Raw genomic sequence first — 16,716 nt, forward strand, 5'->3', positions numbered from 1 at the left:
GCCCAGCGCAGACCGGCGGCGGCCTCGGCGTACTCGTCCTCGGTGAGCACGCGGCGCGGGGCGGTGGTGTCGTCCATCGGGGTCTCCCGGAAGGTGGTCCCGCCGGCGGCGGGGTGGGGGTGCGGCGGGCGGCCGGGCGGCCGCCGGTCCGGCAGTACGGGGGCGGTGGCGCGGCGGACGAGGGCGAGCGCGGCGGCTGCCGTGGCGGTCAGCGTGGTGCACACCGGAACGCCGTGACGGCGGGCCACATAGATCAGGTACCGGTTTCTCTCCGGGTTGGGGCAGTCGGGCGGGCAGCCGAGCACCGCCCTGCCCGTGCCGACATCCAAGCCGAACTCCACGTTGGTGGTCATCGCGGGCATGGTCTTCAGGTCGCGGGGGATCCAGAAAAGGATCGCCGCGGCGTGCGCACGGGCCTCGGTCTCCCAGTCGACCTGGTGCTCGTAGCGCGCGGCCCGGACGCCGTCACGGGACTCGGGGGACAGCACCGTCAGGGGCTGGTCGCCGGTCCACTGAGCGGCCAGGGCCTCGACGGCGGCGGGCCGCCAGGACGGGACCGGAGTGGCCTTGTCCGGGGTGGGGCCGGCCAGGAACACGGACGGGCCGGCGGGCAGGGGCTCACGGGCCATGACCAGGTTGACGGCGCTCATGCCGTGACACCTGTGCGCGCGGTGCGGGCCTCGTGCTGCGGGGTCCAAGGCAGGGGCAGGTTGTCGCCGTCCCGCCGGGGGACGATGTGGACGTGCAGGTGGAAGACGCTCTGCGTCGCCTCGGCGCCCTTGCTCGTGATGAGGTTCGCGGCGGGCAGCTCGGCCATCAGCTCGGCCGCCCGGCGCATCACCGCGACGGTCACCTCGATGTCGGTGCCGGCGTCCTCGACGTGGACCCGCGGCAGAACGAAGACGTGGCCATCGGTGCAGCCGCCGCTGCGGGGGCGGATCGCCACGGCGTCGTCCCACTCCCTCACGATCTCGGCGGGTGCCTCGCCAGCAGCGATGGCGCAGAAGACGCAGTTCTTGATCTTCACCACGGAACTCCCTGAGTGTCTCTGTGGCGCGGACCCGGTTGGCCCGACCCCCCAAGAATGCCAACTCCAAGTTGGCCACGTCAACGTAAAGTTGGCCAACTTCGAGTTGGCTGAAAAGCCCGGAGGCAAGAACACTCCCGACCTGCGACAGCGGTCGGGGGCGTTGGGTCTAACAGGTCTAAAGCGGCGTGAAGTGCGCGGCCCGGTCCAGGGCCCGCAGCAGCTCCGCCTCCCACCCGGTGCGCGGGATGTCGAGCGCGGACAGTCCGGAGGCCCCGAGGACGGCGAGCTGCACGCGGTGCTCGATCCCCTCCCGCCACGCCTCGCGCAGGGCGTAGCGGGCCAGTCGGCGGGCCTCCCGGCCCGCGGTCGCCACGGCCTCGCCGTCGGGGAGCGCGGCCAGCTTCCGCCCGGCGTCCTCCAGGTCGGACAGGAAGCGGGCGGCGCGTTCGGCGTCGGGGCTCGGGGGCACCAGGTGGATCTCCGGGGCGGCGACGCCGCGGCGCAGTTGCTCCATCCGCACCGGCAGCGGCTCCCAGTCCTCGGTGCCCGCCAGGTCGAGGTTCACCTTCGTCACGGTGCTGGTGTAGCTGCGGGCCACGCCGCGCGGCTGCAGGGCGGTGCCGGCGGGCCGGTACTCCGGCTCGGCGTCCTCGGCGACGACGCCGCCGTGGTTACCGCGCACCGACACCCACAGCCAGTCGGCGCCGCCGGTCACCTCGGTCATCAGCAGACGGCGGACCTGGAGCCAGCGCTGCAGGGCCGCCTGCGTCGCGCGGCGCAGCGCGTAGACCTCGACGGACAGAGTGTTGGGGCGGGCGTTCTGCGGGCGCCGGGTGACGCGGACTTCCTCCATCGAGGGGGACAGGTCTTCCAGCCGCAGCGCGCACAGCTCACCGACGCGGCATCCGGTGTCCAGGACGACCGAGGCCATGGCGAGCATCCGGACCCACAGCGGGTAACCGTGGGTGAGCAGGCCGCCCTCGACGGTCCAGCGGGTGCGCCGGCCGATGACGTCAGAGAGGGTTTGCAGGCTGGCCCGCAGCCGCTCGCGCCGAACGACGTCAATGGGCTCTTTGCCGGGGAGCTGTTCCAGTTGGCGCAGGTGGTAGACCTCCAGGCCCAGCTCGCGCTGCAGGAGCGCCATCACCCCGGAGCGCACCATCGCCGTCGCCTCGCTGGTGGGGCGCTTGGCTCCCCGGTCACGCAGCTCGCCGATCAGGGCCAGGCGCTCGTACTGCTTCAGCGAATCACGGGCGAAGACGTCTGCCAGGTCGTCGCCGACGCCCAGCGGATGGTCGCGGTGCTTCAGGGCGCGGACCAGCTCACGGGCATGGGCACGTATCTGCCGCCGGCGGGCCTCGGAGGGCGCCTGCTCACACACGGCGTCCACGGCCTCCTGGAGCTCGGGCAGCTCCTCCAGGATGTCGGGTCGGTTCATCACCCTGGGCACGGTAGCCCCGTCCGGACAGCCGCACGGACCGAATCCCGGATCAGACCCATTGGGACCAACAGGCCCAACCGCCGCTGACGTGCGGACGCACGACGGGCCCCGCCGGAGGTCGCGGGGCCCGTCGTCGCGGCCGGGGGCTACTTCGTGACCGGCGGGCCGGTCTTGAGGTTCTTCTGGCGGCGCTGCGGGAACGGGTTGCCGCCGTTGTACTCGCGCTCGTCGCGGCGGATCTGCGCGAGGATGGCGGACTCCACGTACGCGGACAGCGAGATGGGCTCGTCGACGTCTTCGTCGTCCAGGGAAAGCCGCTGCAGCGCGACCACCGTGTTGCGCAATCTATTCATCGTGTCCGGGGTCACGTACGCCGGCACCTTCTCCTTGGTGCCCGGCGCCGTCTGCGGTGCCTTGTCGCCCAGCTCCTTGCCGAGGATGCTGCCCTTGCCGAACGGCAGACCGTTGCTCATGCTGCTGCTTCCTCTCGCGGCGCCACCAGTATCCGACCGACCTGGTCGAAGTCGCGCGTGGTAGTCGAGCGCCTGCTGAACTCGCGGATGGCCTTGTTCTCGCCCGGCGCCGACTTTGCGTCCACCGTCTTGCGTACCGGGCACACCAGCGCGTCCGGGTAATGCTCGGCCATCTCGTTTCCGACGTCCTTGGCGATGTTCGTGACGTCCCAGGCGGTGAGGACCGCGGCAACGACCTCGACGTCGTACTCGTCCCGCGCGTCGGTGATCGTCTTCCGCAGGGACGTGTTGGACTTGGCGTCCAGCGCGCTGACCTGGCTCGGCACGATCACCTTGCCGCCAATGGCGAGGGTGAAGGTGCTGAGTTTCCCGATCTTGGGCGGACAGTCGACGATGGTGATGTCGACCGGCGCCTCGGACCGCTTGATCGCACGGCGCAGGGTGCGCTCCCCGGAGACGGCCGGGTCGTACTCGGCGACCGCGCAGTCCTCGTAGCTGGGGACGATGTAGATGTTCTTGTACCGCGTGTAGTAGGTCGCCTCGTCCAGGCCGACCTTCTCGTACAGCACGTCCTTGAGTGTCCTGCGGTTCTCGACGGTCAGGCCCTCGGGGAAGACCGGCTCCAGCCAGCCGGACAGTCCCGCGTCCTGCGGGTCCGCGTCGATCACACGCACGGTGTAGCCCATCGCCGCCCAGGCGCAGGCCAGCTCCAGCGTGGTGGTCGTCTTGCCCGCCCCGCCCTTGCGGTTGAAGACCATGAACACCCGGTGCTCGCCGGGCAGGATCGGGGCCGGGCCCGTGAAGGCGGCGGGGAGCAGGATCCGCGGCTTGAGCCGGTTGGCCGGCTCCGTCCACGCCCGCTCGAAGACCGCAGGCATCTGCAGCCGCTCCGGGATCTTCAGCGGTCCCAGCGTTACCTGGACCATGTCTCTCTCCTCATCCGGGCCTCTCCCCGTGCTGTCGTCACCGTCAGACCGTACCGCCTCCGCACGGCCCGTATGTGCACCGCGCCCCGGTCCGCCTGATCGGGGAAATCCGCAGGCCAGACCCATACCCCTAACAGGGTTGACCCCGTTAGGTCCAACAGGTCTGACCGGCTGCTGCGTTGACTCGCAGGAACTGGACCGCGTCCCCTGTGGGACCTCGCGCACGCGCCCGCGTGGGTCTGTCGCGCAACGCTCGATAAGCCCGCGACGGTAGCCAGTGACATCCGTACGGTCCGCCGTCATGAGATCCAGCAACCGACGCCCCGGCCGCCCCTGCCTGCTGACCCAGGAGCGTGTCGACGCCATCGTCAGGGCCTCCGCCGTCGGGGCCAACACGGTCCTGGCCGCCGAGGCTGCCGGGATTTCCCGGGCCACGCTCGCCCGGTGGATCGCCCGCGGCCGCGCCGCCGCCGAGGCCCGCGAGGACGGGCACCCCGCCGACCCGTGCGAGGACGCGTTCGTGGACCTGTACCGGCGGGTGGAACTCGCCCGGGCGCAGATGGCCACCCGAGCCCTCACTCGCGTACTGCAGGCCGGCGCCGGGAGCCTGGTCCTGGAGGAACGCGTGCGCACCTACACCGACCCCGTCACCGGCCTGGACGTCGAGGAACGGCAGGTGCGCTACCTGCGCCCGGACTGGCGAGCGGCCGCCTGGTGGCTCGCCCGGGTCTTCCCCGAGCACTACGGGCCGAACGCCCTGAGCTGGGAGCAGGTCCTCGACGAGTTCGACGCCCAGGAACTCCACGCAGACCGTGACCGCGAGCGCTCCGCCGAACTCGCCGGCCTCGCCGAACGCCTCCAGCGCGCCCTCCAGCACACCCCCGACACCTCACCCGCCGACCGTCCCGCCCCTCACCCGACCTTTTCCACCTGATACTCCCGACTCCCCGTCACTCCGATCCCGTCCGCCCCGAATTTGTTCTCTTTCGCCATCCTGCGTATCTCCATGCTGTCCCCCACACCCACTCCGACCTCCTGACCGCCTGACATAGACCACCCACTCTCCGAGGGACGAGGGGAGTGGGTGGTCTATGTCGGGCGAGGCAGGACGCGCAGGTCGGAGCGGGTGTGGGGGACAGCGTCTGTCACACCTCGGTTTATAGGTGCGTTTACGCCCCGGGCACGCGCCGGGAGTTGTCCGCCGGCCAACTCCGGAGTTTCCCGGCGGCCTCTTTCGGGCGGATCTTGCGCGTTCGGCGGCCCGCTGTCGGCGGCAGGCGGTACCGTGTTGTGCACGGCCCCTCGCACGGGCCCAAGCTAAGCCTCAGCCCATGACTGGGAGCTATCTGAGGCGAAGGTGCCAGGACCGGACGGTCCCAGCGCATCAGTGCGGAGAGCAACGCCGAGTTTCATCGTCACCAGCTCGCTTCCGTATGCCCGCGGAGCCATCACCGTTCTCGCGCGTGCATCGGGTCATGGGTAACCGCTGCACGCCCCTATAGGGAGAACGCTGTGGTCAAAAAGCATGGGAAGAAGCAGCGCGCGAAGAACCGTTCGGGCCGTACCGGAGCCGCCTACGCATCGGCGGCCGCGAACGCCGTCCACCGGCACGAGCCACTGCCCGACATGGCGATCCTGGAGAAACTCCCGCACCGCGCCGGCCGGGAACTCGACACCGAACTCGCCGCTCGGCTCGTCGCCGCCTGCCGGGGACGCTGTAAGCCCTGCCAGCGCACGCTGGCCCGGAAACTCCGCACCGAACAGCGCCCGACCCTCGTGGCACTCGCCGCGGCGGTCTACGCGACGCTGCCCTCCCCGGGGTTCATCGCCTCGCCCACCACCAGGTCGTGGGCGCCGCTCGCCCGGGCCGGGAAGACGGACCCGGCCGCGGCCACCGAGGCCCTGGCCGCTGTGGAGGCGATGGATGACGCGTCCGCCTCCGAGCTCCTGGAGGACACGCTCGACCACTGGGCCGTGGGCGGGGCCGACCCCGACGAGATCGCCAGCATGATCAAGGTCGTCCGCGGCGCGCCGCCGCGCCAGCGGCCGGCCGACCCCATGGACGCCTTCCGCAGGGCCGGGATCAAGGTGTTCACGCTCGACGACCTCGACCTGAGCGAGGACATCGATCCCTACTACCTGGCACCGAACTACGGCGTGACGCTGATGAAGACGGACACGCCCGAGGGCCGGCCGATGCCGATGCTCGTGCTGTACCCGGAGACCGAGGGCGCCGGGATCGAGGACCTGGAGGCCCGCACCGACTGGGAGCACTGGGGCCTGCACGGCATGCCGGACATGGACCCCGACTGGCGGGTCCGCGCCCGGATCGCCGACCACTCCCTGCAGGGCCTGGTCCACATCGGCCCGGGCGGCGAGGACGACATCGAGCTGTGGCGGGCCGCCGAGACCGTCAGCCTGCCGGCGCACTGGTGGGACCTCCTCGACCGCGTCCAGCACGTCCTGGTCGCCGGGCCCGTGAAAGAGCCCGAGGCCCCCGACGCGCTGCGGACCGCGGGCGACGCGGGCGAGTTGCTGGCCGTCGTCGCCCGCGTGGCGTTCGTCTGATGGCCGCCCGCACCCGCCGCGAACGGACCGAACGCACCTACCTGCCCGGGATCGCGGACGTACGGATCTGCGGCACCGAGGAGACCATCAAGGCCGTCCTCGACGTCCTGGAGCGCGAGTTCCGCACCACCAGCGCCCGGGAGTACGACGACGGCCAGCGCGCCTACCTGCAGCTCGACACCGGCCGCACCATGCCCGGCACGGACTGAACCAGCCTCAGCTCAGGTCCGAACTCTGCAACTCGCCCAGGCCAGGGCAACAAGCCCCGGTGCCGACCGGCGCGCACGCACCCGCACCACGGGAGCGCTGACCGCGCCGGGCGGTACCGGGGGCAGCGGGGGCCTGGGGGCCGGCGGAGGCCTCCAGCGGCCACCGGCCCCAGCCCCTGGGCCTCACTGAAGGAGACCAGCACATGGTGTTCCACCCCAACCACGAAAGGAACTGACGTGACCACCACGCACGAGACCGCCGCCGAGACCGACACCACCGACCTGATGGCGGGCCAGCAGATCACCCTCGACGAGCTCGGCGCCGAGCTGTCCGCGATCGAGCTGCGGCTGCGCCAGCTTGCCAGGGCCGCCGAGACGCCGGCGACGCCGGTGGAGCTGGAGCCGACCATCGACGCCCTGCGCTCCGACGCCACCCGCATCCGGGAGACCGCCGAGCGGATGCGGTTCCTCGCCCGCATCGTCGACGGCGACGTCCCACTGGCCAAGACCTTCGGCCGTACCAACGACCCGTGGGGCGTGGCCGCCCGCGACAACGACCGCTCCAACTTCGGCGGCCCGGCGATCGTGCCGACGCAGTGGCAACTGATCCGGCTCGCCCAAGACGCCGAGGGAGCCGAGGCCCGCAAGGCGGAGACCACCACCTACCCGGAGGCCATGAACGGCATCGGGATCGGCTGGGAGTCCAAGGCGGCCGCCGTCCGTCGCCGCCGGGAGCGGGATGCCGCCGTCGCCCAGGAAGTCCTGCTGACAGCGTGCACCACGTGCCACGCCGTCAGCGGCGAGCAGTGCCGCACCAAGAAGGGGTGGGTCGCCGAGCAGCCGCACGTCGGCCGCCAGCGCGAAGCCGAGGTGACGGTGGACGCGCGACTGGGATTCCTGGACGCCAACCCGGTCCACGTGCCCGACGCCTGATAGACCCGCCCACAGGCCCGCTGACAGACCCGTTTACGAAATCGCAGACGGACCAGCGTCAGACCTATTAGCCCCAACAGGCCTAATCTGGCCCGCCTCGGTGCGCGGGGCGGTCAGCGGCCCGCGCGGATGCCCTGGAAGCCCGGCCCCAGCCCGCGCCGCTTCTTCGCCGTCCTGCGCGGTGAGGGCGTCGCCGCAGCGCCCGCTGGCGCCCGCTCCTCCACGGCGGGGCCCAGGTGTCGGCGGGCGTCGTCGGTCGCGGCCGTCACTGCGGCGAGGGCCTGCGCGAGCTCCGCCCCGGCGCCGCCCAGGGCCTCGGCAAGGGTGTCAATGGCGTCGAGGGCGTCCTCGGCGGCCGCCGCGCTCCAGCCGCCCACACCTGCGGCGTCGGCCAGGTGACAGGCACTCTCGACGGTCCGCTCGGCACACCGCTCGACTCCCGGCCCTGCCCGTCCCGCCAGTTCCATTGCCCGCCCCGGTGATGCATCCGACGAAAACCCGGTCTCATCAGTTGTCACACGCTCAAGATCATCGACACCTCTAAGGAGTAGAGGCACCTTTTTCAACGAGCGGCGCCCGACCCGATGAGGAGTATCACCGTGCACGACAACGACCACGAGGACGACCGCCAGAGCCCGGACAGCGAGCAGGTCTACCAGCAGTTCCTCACCGGTGACGCATCCGGTACCGGCGCCGGTGCTCCCGCCCCGGCGGCCGACGACGGCGAATCCGCAGGTTACCCGGCTTGCAAGGGGGGCGCGAAGGAGCAGGACACCTCTATTCCTGCCCTTATCTCTTCAGCTTCGTCCCCTCAGAGGAAGCTCTCTTCCACCGCCCAGACCCGGGGCCACCTGATGCTGACGCTCTCCCGCGTCCGGATCGCCACCGCCGCGCAGTTGGCCCTCGTCGTAACCCGCAACGGCCTCGGCATCGGCTACGTGTTGCGCGCCCTGCGCGACCTCCAGGCGCTCGGCCTCGTCGGACACGGCCGGCACGGCCGGGAGAAGGTGTGGCACCTGACCGCCTCCGGACAGCGGGCCCTGCAGGAAGGCGGCGACATCCCGATCCGCCCGCATGCCGCGACCGGCGAGCGGGCGATAGCCGCCGGCCTGGCCGCACACGGCTTGGCTGTCACCGACGTCATCACCCGGTGGGGCGGCCCCGTCCTGGACTGGGAGGTGGAAGTCGACCACACCATCGACAAGGCCCGCCGCGTGGTGTCCGACGCCGTGCTCTACCGGCCTTCGCGCGGCGCCGACGTGGAGTTCCTTGAGGTTGACCGGTTCACCATGAGCCCCTCGCGACTGGCGGCGAAGCTGTACGCCTACGAGGCGTACTCGAAGGCCACCTACTGGGAGGGCGAGCGCGGAACGATCGGCGTGACGAAGTCGCTGTGGCGCCAGCGGTACCCGCACAGCCGACTCTTCCCGGTCGTCCGACTCGTCCTGGCCGGCGCTGCCCCGGAGCTCCTGGAGAAGCGGATCACCGCTCTGGAGAAGCGGGTCCACGGTATCCGGCTGCGGGTTGACGTCGCCGTGCTGCCTGAGTTGCTCAAGCACGGCCCGGCCGAGTGGAAGTGGCGGGGGATCGGCCAGAGCGACGAACAGGCGGCCGCCCGACAGGCAGCCTGACCGGGCCCCGGCCCCGGGGCCTTACGCCCCGGGGCGCTGCCAGAGCCCGCCCGGCTCCGGCGGTACCGCGCGCCGGTGGGAAACTCCTGCGGTGACCACCCCCGACAGCACCTCGCAGACGGTCCGGCGCGGCCTGGCCCACTTCTACGACGGCGGTGACCCGATCGCCTCCGAACTCACCGACTACCAGACCGTCCCCGTACCGCGAGGGCTTCTCCGGCTCGTCGCCCGCGCCCTCACCGAGGAAGACGTCCCCCGGAGCACGGCAGAGCGAGCCGCCCAGATGATCGAGGACATCGCAGGCCGTCCGCCGTCCGCCTGACCGGGGTTGGGCCTGTTGGTTCTAACAGCCCTAACGCTGTTGAACTGGGGATCCTTCAGAGTGCTTCAGCAGACGCCACATGGTCAGAAGAAGCCGCAGCGAGGCCGCTCGCCGTCTTCCCCAGAACCTCGCGGACCCGGCGGACGTCGGTGGCGGCTCCCTCCAAGGGGGCGGCCAGGTTCCGCCTGTTCTCGTCCGTCCACGACCACAGCCGGGTGTAGGCGTCCTGGATGCGGTGGTGCAGGTCATCGGCGGCGGCCATCAGGGTCCGGAGGTCGGCGGGGGTGAGCTCGTCGGATGCCATGGGGGGAATCCTCTCGTGTACGGAAACGGGATCGGATCGGTGTAGCGGACGCCGGTCAGGAGCCGTTGGTGACGATGTCGTGCACGGCGTCGGAACCCTCGGCGGGCCCCGGCAGCGAGGCCGCGGCCACCTGCTCGTCGTGCTCGCGCAGCATCCGCATCACGGTCGCGGGGGAGGGGTGCCGGCCCTTCTTCGCGCCTTTGGTGATGACGAGCCGGGCCGCCATCTCGCGCAGGCTCAGGCCCTGCTCGCGCAGGTGCAGGGCCATCGCCAGCATGTCGACGTCGGTCACCTTCACGCCGCCGATGGCCTTGCCCTTGGTGCGGGCGGTCTCGTGCCCCTCCAGCGTCTTGTCCCGGATGTAGTCGCGCTCCGCCTCCGCCATCGCGGCGAAGAACGCGAACAGGGCCGCCCCGTACCCGGCGGGGTCATGCCGGCCCTGGAGCGGGCCGGTCAGGAACTCCAACTCGATGTCGGAGCCCCGCAGCTCCTCGGCGACCTTCAGCAGCTCCAGGGCGCCGCGGCCGAGGCGCTTCATCTCGTGCACGACCAGGGTCACCCGCGCGCCGAGGGCCCGGTACTCCCGGGCGGCGTCCAGCGCGGCCTTCATCTCGGGGCGTTCGCGGACCCGGGTGCTGATGCGCTCCTGGAACAACCGGTGGACGGACGCCGCGGTGAGCGCGTCGAGCTGGGACTGGATCTCCTGCTGCTTCGTGGAGACGCGGGCGTAGCCGATGCGGATCTCGGCATCGAGCACGGGACCGGTCGGCACCGGGGCCGGCAGCTCCCGCCAGGTGGCCCCGGGGCGGCGAACGGCCGGGGTGGCGACGCGCAGCTCGGAGCGGAGCGAGGGCACGGACTGGAAGCGGGCGGTGTGGTAGTTGACCGCCACCTTCCCGGCCGCCGTACGGCACGGCGAGCCCGCCGGCGCCAGGCAGGTCGACATCGGACAGGGGTGGGCCTCGACGAGGAGGTACGAAGCGGTGTCCATGCCCCGACTGTTTCACGAATGCGTTTCACGAATCAAGAGCTTGGAAACAGCCAATGAAACACTTCCGGCCGTGAAACCGGCGTCCGCGCACGGTGTTGAAACAGGGACCACCTATGAAACAGGTGGACGCCCCGGTCGCGACGCACCGGCCGCCTGGGGCGCGACGTTCAGGGTCCGCGATTCGCGGTGCTCGACGTCGAGACGGCTGCCGGACAGCCGTCCCCCGGGGAGAGCCGCACCGCCCATCGCCTTCTCCCCCGCACTCCCTCTACCTCACCCCCGAGCAGCCAGGCCCGGGGCCCGCCGTTCCCTGCCAAGACGCCTCATCCAGCCGATTCGCCTCCCTCTCCTGTCCTGCACCGCCCCTCTCCACAGAGAGGGGGAAGGGCAGCGCGCCCTTCAGGGTGTGCTGCCCGACGGTCGACGGGAGACGGCGATGGAGTGGAGGGACACCGTGCGCGAGCTGGCGGAGGACCCGCTGGTGCGCACGGCGGTGGGGGAGGGCGTCTGGGCGATCGTCCGGCGTGTTCGGCGCGGGCGCGGGTCGGCGGCCGCGCACAGTGAGGCAGGGCCGGCCGCCACGGCCTCGGTCACCGAGGGAACGGAGATAGCGATGACGACGGTCGCGGACGACAGGACGGGTGAGCAGCTCGCCGAGAGCCTGCTGCAGGGCGTGGGCAACGAGTGGATGCGCGCGGCCACCCGGTTGCTGGGCAAGCACCGTGACGGCTACTGGCTGCGGCGGTTCCTGACCGAGCAGGACCCCCAGCCGGAGCACCTGCAGTACGTCGACCGCAACGGCACGCATCCCAGCGTGAACTGGATCGGTCTAGCCCACCGCCTGATGAACGAGTCCTCCCTCACCGACGCCCCGCCGATCCAGGGTTCGCGCAGCGAGCTGGCCGTCCTGCGCATCGCGACCTCGCTGACCGGGGCCGCACCGCTCAACCTCAAGGCGGCGCTGGACGCGCTGGACGGGACGGAACTCCGCCTCGTCCAGCGGGCGATCACGGAGGGGGCCACCGGCGAGGAGGACTGACGCTCCATACGGCAATGGCGCTGGATACCAGGGTGGCAACGGGTCTGAGCTCAGCTTTATCCACGCCGCGGCCGGGCGGCCTGCTGGGTTGCCCGGCGGGCCACGGCCGGGTCGACGGCGGTGAACGGCCGGACACTGAAGTACCCGGCAGTTCCCGGGTGCGGTTCGCCCGGCGGGCGCAGGCCCGCGTCCTGGACGGCGCCATCGCGCCACGTTCCATCCGGGCCGGGGCCGCCCTGGAGCTGACGGGCGACCGGCTCCGTGGCCAGGTACAGGACGCGGCGCTGCGCCTGCCGGTAGGCCCGCAGGATCGTCCGGAGCGCGGCCGGCGCCTTCGGGGTGAGCTCGACCTCAATGGCGATCGGAAATCTCGGGGTGGGCTCGACGACGACCAGGTCGGGCCAGTGCACGGCTCGGGCACCGACGGGCACGGCCAGGGTCTCGCCACGCCGGGCACCGGTGGGTACCCCGGGTACCCGCAGGGCCTCCAGAAGCTGCGCCGGGCGGCCGGGCACGGCTTCGGCGGCGTGGATCTCCCGCTCGGAGAGCACGGCGTACCCGTGTGCCTCCAGGGCGATCCCGGCGTCCGCGACGGCCAGGCGGTGCAACAGCCGCTCGCCCGGCGGCCGCGGGGCGCTCAGCCCGGTGCCGGCGATCCGCGCGCCGCGCTCGGTGGGCCAGAGGACCGTCCGGGCCCACCGCACGTCCGCGCTACGCAGCAGCAGACCGGCCTCGGCCATCAGCCGGACCCGCCGCCGGGCGGCCTCGATCCGTCCGCCCCAACACGCGTATGCGGCCTGGTGGAGCGTCAGCGTGCTGTACCGGGTGACTAGCCGGAGCAGGTGCTCGTCCTCCTCGGTGCGCTGCCATCCGTCCCCCCGGGTCTCGCCCGCGCCGCGCGTGTGCCGTCGGCGTTCCGCCCGCTTTCGGTAGACACCCGTCGTCCCTGCCTCCACTGCCTTGCCCTCTCCCTGTAGTTGGCGCGCGGCCGCCGCGTCTCGGCGGTGCGGGAGGGAGCGTGACCTGCGAAGCGGACACGGCCGTGCTGGAGGCCGTCCGCCGCCTGGCGGAGGACCTGGTGGAGGACCGAGCGGTGCACCGGGCGGGCGGGGCCAGGACCGGTCGCGGTGCTGGACCCCATCGCCGGGCGCAGCTCCTTCATACGCGTCACGCCGACTTCGAGTGTTGCTGCCCCTGTTAGTCCCGGTGGGCCTGGACGGGAGTGACGCGCGGCGGTGCGGCACGTTTTGTGGGGCGGCGAGTCTGGGGTTGGGCCCGTTGGGTCTAACGGGCCCAACCTGGGCTGATTAGTCTTCGGTATAGAGGGCGTAGGGGGCGCTAGCAGCACATCGTCCGGATGCGGGCGCCGGGCGGTCCGCGCACCCTGGAGCCGTGACCGCCCCGATCGTCGTGCACCCGCCGTCCCCCTCAGGCGGCCGGCGGGTGACGGTGCGCGGCGAGATCCTCGGCCTGGCCCGACGCGAGGCTGACCTCTTGGAGTTCCTCCGTCGCGTCGGCCTGCCGGACGCCGCGGACCTGCTCGACGACCCGCGCTGGGTCGAGTGGCGCGGGGGACCGCCGCACCAATACGGCGGCGACGAGTAGCCGGCCGGGCGCCCGGGCTACCGGTCGTGCCGCCGGTGCGCGCGCTGGTCGGGCAGGCTCAGGGCGTAGATGGCCCAGCCGGTGCCCCAGCCCAGAGCCGTGCCGCCCTGCCGCGAAGCCTCCATCGAGAGCTCCTCCACCGGGGGCCACTCGACGGGCTGCGGGGCCGTCAGCGACCGGTAGAGCGTGGCGACCTGGTCGTCGTCGGCGTCGAGCTGATGCTCGCGCTGACGGAGGTACCCGGCGAGGACCTCGGGCAGCTCCTCGGCAGCCTGGAGCCGGTCGAGCACCGCCTGGGTCGGGACCAGCTCGGCAAAACCGTGCTCGATGCCGAGCCCGTAGAGGGCAAGCGTGACCGTCTCCAGGGCGAAGACCGACTCCGTGGCCGGGCCGTCCGAGGGCCAGGCCGGCGCCAGCAGCTCGGCGGCGCGTCGGGCCGAGCCCTGCCAGTCGGCCGTCGTCGAGTATGTCGAGAGGCGGCCCGCGTGCCACCAGGTCTGTGTATTCATCCGGTCACCGTAGGCCCGAAACGGCAACCACGCGGCCCCGCCTGAATAACGAGGCCACAGGCCGGCGCCTGCCGCCCCGTCATCGAGCGCCGTGTGTGATTGAGCATCGGCAGCGGCCAGAGGGGCTCACGTGGGCGCACAGCGGTTTCCGCAGGTAGACGGCCTGCATGCCAGTAACGCGTGGGCCAGGTGCCCGTTCTGCCCGACTCCGCGCGGAGGGGACAGCGGTCTCCCACGGGAGAGCGCTGATCCCGCCGGGTACCCGCCCGCCGATCGCTAGCCCGACCCGCTGCATGCCCGGCCGTGGTCCTGCCGGGTCTTCCTCGGGGGTCAGTGGGGCTCGTAGGGGACGCGGATGTAGTGGGTGAGCGCTGCGAGGGCCCCGACCAGATCCTCCAGGGCGCACACATGCTCACGGAGGGCCATCGGCACGTGGAGCCGCTCCCAGGCGGCCACACCTTCGGCGCGACGGCTCCAGAGGACTTCTAGGTCGGCAGCGGCGTGGCCGAGCTCGTCGAGCGCCAGCCCGGTCGCCGCCAGGGCCCACCCGAGAGGGTTCTCCGGCCGGTTGTCGACGTCGGCGTCCCCGCGGTCACGGTGATGGGCGGCGACGGCATCGATCGTGGTGCGGATGTGGGTCAGCCGGACGATGCGCTGGAGCCACGTCCACCCGGTCACCTCCGGGGGCGCCGGCGGCTCGGCCGGGGCCGCCGCGAGGGTCGGATACAGCGCGTCGGCGGCGGCCCGGACGGCCGGACCGGGGTGCCAGAGGCCGGTGCTGCGCCCGCTCGACGCCGCGCCGACCGCCTCCTGGGCGAACGCGACGGTCTCCGCCCAACGCGGCGCAGCCCCATCGCGGAAAGGCCCGCTGGCAATGGCCCGAAGGCGGTCGCCGATCAGCACGACCGTGCCGTCGTCGGTGTCGCCGAGGCCATCCTCGCGCTCCCTCTCGTGCGCGATCGCCTGCTGGGTGACGATCCACCGGGCGGTCTCCAGCAGGCCGGGTGCCCGGCGCTCCAGCCGCTCCCAGGAACCCGGGAGGGTCGTCCAGGGCGGCAGCGGCTCGGCGAACAAGGCCTTGAGGTCCGGGCTGCTGGCACCACCCAGCCAGCCCAGCGGTTCCAGCAGCGGCAAATGGTCCACGCGGCACTGGGCGGCCTGCGCCGCCCGCCACACGGCGAGTGCCACCAGGCGGGCGGGCGGCCGCCACTCGGTCAGCCGCTTCCGATGCGCCTCGGGGGTGTCGATGACGCCGCCCTGCTCCTCGATGAGATCCGGGTCCAGCGGGTGGTAGTTGAAGTGCCGCTGCGTCAGCATCCACGCCACCACATCGGCGCGCGCCCACTCGTTCATGTCCCTCCCTCTGGCCCCGCCTGGGGCCCGGGCTGGACGCTACCCCGCCGGCCCCGGCCGGCGCAGTCGCCGCCGACCACGCCCGTCCCACGCGCCGGCTTTTTCTCCCCTCTGACCCAACGAAGCAGCTCCCGGCAAGTTGGGGCCGTTAGGGGCAACAGGTCTAACCGCCCCCAGGGCTGTCAGGTAGCGGCACCCGACAAAGAGCGGCGGGGGGCGGCCGCATCACACCGACCGAAACCCAGACCAGTTTCTAGTGACTAGTTGTACGGTGCGTGTTGATCGGCGGGATCCGCCCGCTCTCGTCACTTTCGGGGCTGTCATGCTGACCTGCTTAATCGTCATCACCTTGGGCATCGCGCTGCGCCAGATAGACCGGCTCTGGTTCGTCCGTGGCCGTCCGCGTGCCGCCAGCGCGCGCGAGTTGCTCATCCTCCAGCGCGCTCGCGCCAACAACGGGACGCCCGCCCTCCTGCTGGCCGGGCAGTGGGTGCAGATCGCCGGCTGGTGGCTTTTGGCCGCCCACGGGCTGCCGGCGGCCGCGGTGGCGGCCGCCGGTGTGGCCACGCAGTTCCGGCACCTTCAGGAGATCAGCCACTTCGCCATCCACGGCGTCCTCGCCCGTACCGCCCGCGCCAACAGCGCGCTCGCCGAGGCCGTCCATCTCCCGCTCGGACTGGTTCCCGTGGAGGTCCGGCGCCGGCGCCACGTACGCGACCATCACCCCAACGCCACCTTGGCCACCGACCCCAACCTCAGCGAACTCCACGAAGCCGGGTTCCGCCCCGGAGCCGGCCGTGCACAGATCGCCGTCGCACTGCTGTACCCGCTGACCCCGCGCGGCATCTGGGCCACCGTCACGGGCATCGCCGCGAACCTGCGCTGCTGGCGCCGCGCTGCCGCTTTCGCCGGCGCCCTCGCCGTCGCCTTCTTCCTCGGCGGCCCGGCCGCCCTCGTGTACGGCCTTCTCATCCCGCGTCTACTGCTCTACCCCCTGCTCGCCTGGGGCAGCCTGATCGTTGAGCACCGGTGGTTCGACCCTGAGCCGCGCACCGGTTCGCCGGCGTGGGTGGAGGCCGGGCGCTGTCTGCGGCTGTATCCGCGCCAGCGGCTGCTGGCCGCGCTCGCCCGAGGGGTGTGGCTGCCGTACGGCGATCTGTACCACTTCGCGCATTCCGCCCATCCGTCAGTGCGCTGGAACTATGTGGCCGCTCTGGAGCGGCATCTCGGTGCCCCGAGCTTCGCTCCCCGGGCTTTGGTGTGGGGCCCGGACTCCGTCGTACGCCGGCACCGCGAAGCCCTCGTGGAGCCCGGCACGTGCGCGTCGCCGAGACGACGGCCGGCCCGCGCCACGTAGTCGAAAACGGCCATGTCGAAGGCCC

At 72.0% G+C, this 16,716-nt stretch carries 20 protein-coding genes; 9 read left to right on the forward strand and 11 right to left on the reverse strand.

The features are described 5' to 3' along the window. The 5 genes from ACZ6X9_RS33315 to ACZ6X9_RS33335 form a co-directional block, all read right to left on the reverse strand. A partial coding sequence (locus ACZ6X9_RS33315) for a nucleoside 2-deoxyribosyltransferase domain-containing protein (protein ID WP_469781787.1) occupies positions 1–650 on the reverse strand: 650 nt, incomplete at its 3' end. Further along, entirely contained in the window at positions 647–1,027 is a 381-nt protein-coding gene (locus ACZ6X9_RS33320; protein WP_469781788.1) for an HIT family protein, read from the reverse strand. The genes ACZ6X9_RS33320 and ACZ6X9_RS33315, both read right to left, overlap by 4 nt. Positions 1,028–1,205: 178 nt before the next feature. Beyond that, complete coding sequence (locus ACZ6X9_RS33325) at positions 1,206–2,468, reverse strand: tyrosine-type recombinase/integrase (RefSeq protein WP_469781789.1); 1,263 nt, start codon at positions 2,466–2,468, stop codon at positions 1,206–1,208. A gap of 149 nt (positions 2,469–2,617) precedes the next feature. Then, positions 2,618–2,944, reverse strand: a complete 327-nt coding sequence (locus tag ACZ6X9_RS33330) for a hypothetical protein (protein WP_469781790.1) — start codon at positions 2,942–2,944, stop codon at positions 2,618–2,620. After that, positions 2,941–3,870: a ParA family protein gene (locus tag ACZ6X9_RS33335; protein ID WP_469781791.1), complete on the reverse strand. Its 930-nt coding sequence runs from the start codon at positions 3,868–3,870 to the stop codon at positions 2,941–2,943. The genes ACZ6X9_RS33330 and ACZ6X9_RS33335 overlap by 4 nt, the downstream gene beginning before the upstream one ends. 301 nt (positions 3,871–4,171) lie before the next feature. Between ACZ6X9_RS33335 and ACZ6X9_RS33340 the strand changes: the two genes are divergently transcribed. From ACZ6X9_RS33340 to ACZ6X9_RS33355, 4 genes are all read left to right on the forward strand, one after another. Further along, complete coding sequence (locus ACZ6X9_RS33340; protein WP_469781792.1) at positions 4,172–4,804, forward strand: hypothetical protein; 633 nt, start codon at positions 4,172–4,174, stop codon at positions 4,802–4,804. Positions 4,805–5,382: 578 nt separating this feature from the next. Further along, positions 5,383–6,438: a hypothetical protein gene (locus tag ACZ6X9_RS33345; protein WP_469781793.1), complete on the forward strand. Its 1,056-nt coding sequence runs from the start codon at positions 5,383–5,385 to the stop codon at positions 6,436–6,438. Further along, positions 6,438–6,647, forward strand: coding sequence for a hypothetical protein (locus tag ACZ6X9_RS33350; RefSeq protein WP_469781794.1), 210 nt, complete (start codon positions 6,438–6,440; stop codon positions 6,645–6,647). The genes ACZ6X9_RS33345 and ACZ6X9_RS33350 overlap by 1 nt, the downstream gene beginning before the upstream one ends. 237 nt (positions 6,648–6,884) lie before the next feature. Further along, entirely contained in the window at positions 6,885–7,580 is a 696-nt protein-coding gene (locus tag ACZ6X9_RS33355) for a zinc finger domain-containing protein (protein WP_469781795.1), read from the forward strand. Positions 7,581–7,693: 113 nt separating this feature from the next. Here the strand turns inward: ACZ6X9_RS33355 and ACZ6X9_RS33360 are convergent, their stop codons facing one another. Beyond that, positions 7,694–8,047: a hypothetical protein gene (locus tag ACZ6X9_RS33360; protein WP_469781796.1), complete on the reverse strand. Its 354-nt coding sequence runs from the start codon at positions 8,045–8,047 to the stop codon at positions 7,694–7,696. Positions 8,048–8,179: 132 nt separating this feature from the next. On the opposite strand from ACZ6X9_RS33360, the gene ACZ6X9_RS33365 reads away from it, so the two are divergent. Both ACZ6X9_RS33365 and ACZ6X9_RS33370 read left to right on the forward strand, forming a co-directional pair. After that, positions 8,180–9,211, forward strand: coding sequence for a replication-relaxation family protein (locus ACZ6X9_RS33365; protein ID WP_469781797.1), 1,032 nt, complete (start codon positions 8,180–8,182; stop codon positions 9,209–9,211). Between the two features lie 91 nt (positions 9,212–9,302). Beyond that, positions 9,303–9,533 carry a hypothetical protein gene (locus tag ACZ6X9_RS33370; RefSeq protein WP_469781798.1) on the forward strand — a complete coding sequence of 77 codons (231 nt, stop codon included), beginning with the start codon at positions 9,303–9,305 and terminating at the stop codon, positions 9,531–9,533. Positions 9,534–9,588: 55 nt separating this feature from the next. On the opposite strand, the gene ACZ6X9_RS33375 is transcribed toward ACZ6X9_RS33370, so the two are convergent. Together ACZ6X9_RS33375 and ACZ6X9_RS33380 are read right to left on the reverse strand one after the other, a co-directional pair. Further along, positions 9,589–9,837 carry a hypothetical protein gene (locus ACZ6X9_RS33375; protein WP_469781799.1) on the reverse strand — a complete coding sequence of 83 codons (249 nt, stop codon included), beginning with the start codon at positions 9,835–9,837 and terminating at the stop codon, positions 9,589–9,591. Between the two features lie 55 nt (positions 9,838–9,892). Then, positions 9,893–10,828 carry a recombinase family protein gene (locus ACZ6X9_RS33380; RefSeq protein WP_469781800.1) on the reverse strand — a complete coding sequence of 312 codons (936 nt, stop codon included), beginning with the start codon at positions 10,826–10,828 and terminating at the stop codon, positions 9,893–9,895. Positions 10,829–11,264: 436 nt separating this feature from the next. On the opposite strand from ACZ6X9_RS33380, the gene ACZ6X9_RS33385 reads away from it, so the two are divergent. Further along, positions 11,265–11,867: a hypothetical protein gene (locus tag ACZ6X9_RS33385; protein ID WP_469781801.1), complete on the forward strand. Its 603-nt coding sequence runs from the start codon at positions 11,265–11,267 to the stop codon at positions 11,865–11,867. Positions 11,868–11,923: 56 nt separating this feature from the next. On the opposite strand, the gene ACZ6X9_RS33390 is transcribed toward ACZ6X9_RS33385, so the two are convergent. Beyond that, entirely contained in the window at positions 11,924–12,823 is a 900-nt protein-coding gene (locus ACZ6X9_RS33390) for a hypothetical protein (protein ID WP_469781802.1), read from the reverse strand. 436 nt (positions 12,824–13,259) lie between these two features. On the opposite strand from ACZ6X9_RS33390, the gene ACZ6X9_RS33395 reads away from it, so the two are divergent. Then, the gene (locus ACZ6X9_RS33395) at positions 13,260–13,472 is read left to right on the forward strand and encodes a hypothetical protein (RefSeq protein ID WP_469781803.1); all 213 of its coding nucleotides are present in this window, start codon (positions 13,260–13,262) and stop codon (positions 13,470–13,472) included. Positions 13,473–13,489: 17 nt separating this feature from the next. Here the strand turns inward: ACZ6X9_RS33395 and ACZ6X9_RS33400 are convergent, their stop codons facing one another. Then, positions 13,490–13,981: a hypothetical protein gene (locus ACZ6X9_RS33400; protein WP_469781804.1), complete on the reverse strand. Its 492-nt coding sequence runs from the start codon at positions 13,979–13,981 to the stop codon at positions 13,490–13,492. 330 nt (positions 13,982–14,311) lie between these two features. Further along, the gene (locus tag ACZ6X9_RS33405; protein ID WP_469781805.1) at positions 14,312–15,334 is read right to left on the reverse strand and encodes a hypothetical protein; all 1,023 of its coding nucleotides are present in this window, start codon (positions 15,332–15,334) and stop codon (positions 14,312–14,314) included. A gap of 322 nt (positions 15,335–15,656) precedes the next feature. Here ACZ6X9_RS33405 and ACZ6X9_RS33410 point away from each other — a divergent pair, with 322 nt between their 5' ends. Continuing rightward, entirely contained in the window at positions 15,657–16,691 is a 1,035-nt protein-coding gene (locus ACZ6X9_RS33410) for a fatty acid desaturase (protein WP_469781806.1), read from the forward strand. The last annotated feature ends 25 nt before the right edge of the window (positions 16,692–16,716 follow it).

It is taken from the genome of Streptomyces sp. NPDC052910, assembly GCF_055585605.1.

What these genes read in the sequence shown, in the direction of transcription:
- ACZ6X9_RS33350 (WP_469781794.1), top strand. Translation starts at nt 6,438, where the DNA reads ATGGCCGCCCGCACCCGCCGCGAACGGACCGAACGCACCTACCTGCCC.
- ACZ6X9_RS33325 (WP_469781789.1), bottom strand. Translation starts at nt 2,468, where the DNA reads ATGAACCGACCCGACATCCTGGAGGAGCTGCCCGAGCTCCAGGAGGCC.
- ACZ6X9_RS33400 (WP_469781804.1), bottom strand. Translation starts at nt 13,981, where the DNA reads ATGAATACACAGACCTGGTGGCACGCGGGCCGCCTCTCGACATACTCG.
- ACZ6X9_RS33330 (WP_469781790.1), bottom strand. Translation starts at nt 2,944, where the DNA reads ATGAGCAACGGTCTGCCGTTCGGCAAGGGCAGCATCCTCGGCAAGGAG.
- ACZ6X9_RS33405 (WP_469781805.1), bottom strand. Translation starts at nt 15,334, where the DNA reads ATGAACGAGTGGGCGCGCGCCGATGTGGTGGCGTGGATGCTGACGCAG.
- ACZ6X9_RS33385 (WP_469781801.1), top strand. Translation starts at nt 11,265, where the DNA reads ATGGAGTGGAGGGACACCGTGCGCGAGCTGGCGGAGGACCCGCTGGTG.
- ACZ6X9_RS33360 (WP_469781796.1), bottom strand. Translation starts at nt 8,047, where the DNA reads ATGGAACTGGCGGGACGGGCAGGGCCGGGAGTCGAGCGGTGTGCCGAG.
- ACZ6X9_RS33380 (WP_469781800.1), bottom strand. Translation starts at nt 10,828, where the DNA reads ATGGACACCGCTTCGTACCTCCTCGTCGAGGCCCACCCCTGTCCGATG.
- ACZ6X9_RS33340 (WP_469781792.1), top strand. Translation starts at nt 4,172, where the DNA reads ATGAGATCCAGCAACCGACGCCCCGGCCGCCCCTGCCTGCTGACCCAG.
- ACZ6X9_RS33410 (WP_469781806.1), top strand. Translation starts at nt 15,657, where the DNA reads ATGCTGACCTGCTTAATCGTCATCACCTTGGGCATCGCGCTGCGCCAG.
- ACZ6X9_RS33335 (WP_469781791.1), bottom strand. Translation starts at nt 3,870, where the DNA reads ATGGTCCAGGTAACGCTGGGACCGCTGAAGATCCCGGAGCGGCTGCAG.
- ACZ6X9_RS33375 (WP_469781799.1), bottom strand. Translation starts at nt 9,837, where the DNA reads ATGGCATCCGACGAGCTCACCCCCGCCGACCTCCGGACCCTGATGGCC.